This is a genomic window from Bartonella sp. AS69XJJH, from assembly GCF_042195585.1.
In the GTDB taxonomy this organism is placed as follows: Bacteria; Pseudomonadota; Alphaproteobacteria; order Rhizobiales; family Rhizobiaceae; genus Bartonella.
On the sequence record NZ_JBHIOO010000163.1, the window covers coordinates 1 to 503 of the forward strand.

Below are 503 nucleotides of genomic sequence, written 5' to 3' on the forward strand. Positions count from 1 at the left end.
CTCATATTTTGAGCACGTGCAACAATACCAAGGGCATCTGCTATATGAGCAGCATCACCAGTTTTGAAGGCTTCATTGAGAAATATTTGTTGTTCCTCAGTGGTTTCAAGATATTCTTCTGGTTTAAATGGTGTAGTTTTCATCACTGTACTCCTCTTTTAACTTTAACGCTTGTTCAATATCTCTTTGCTGCGTTGATTTATCTCCACCGCATAACAAAAGGATAAAATCAGAGCCTTTTTGGGTAAAATAAATTCTGTAACCCGCCCCATAGTGGATACGTAATTCACCAATGCCATTAAAGAATTTAACATCACCTAAAAGACCTTGTCTTAATCGCACAACACGTTGAAGAATAATAGCTTTAATGCCTTTATCTTTGAGTTTTTTAAGCCAAGTATCAAATTCTGTAGTTTTATGAATGGTTACCATTAGTGCACTATACTACACAAAATATATAATATCAATAGTAATAATTTTTACAGAAAGGTATTTTGATGACA

At 33.8% G+C, this 503-nt stretch carries 1 protein-coding gene and 1 pseudogene; both read right to left on the minus strand.

Going from position 1 to position 503, the window contains the following annotated elements; all coding sequences use genetic code 11:
* Positions 1-143 (minus strand): annotated as a pseudogene (locus ACFIK6_RS10345) (DNA-binding protein); the annotation flags it as partial.
* On the minus strand, positions 124-432 hold the full coding sequence (locus ACFIK6_RS10350; RefSeq protein ID WP_375642802.1) for a type II toxin-antitoxin system RelE/ParE family toxin: 309 nt from the start codon (positions 430-432) through the stop codon (positions 124-126). The gene ACFIK6_RS10350 and the pseudogene ACFIK6_RS10345, both read right to left, overlap by 20 nt.
* Between the last annotated feature and the right edge of the window lie 71 nt (positions 433-503).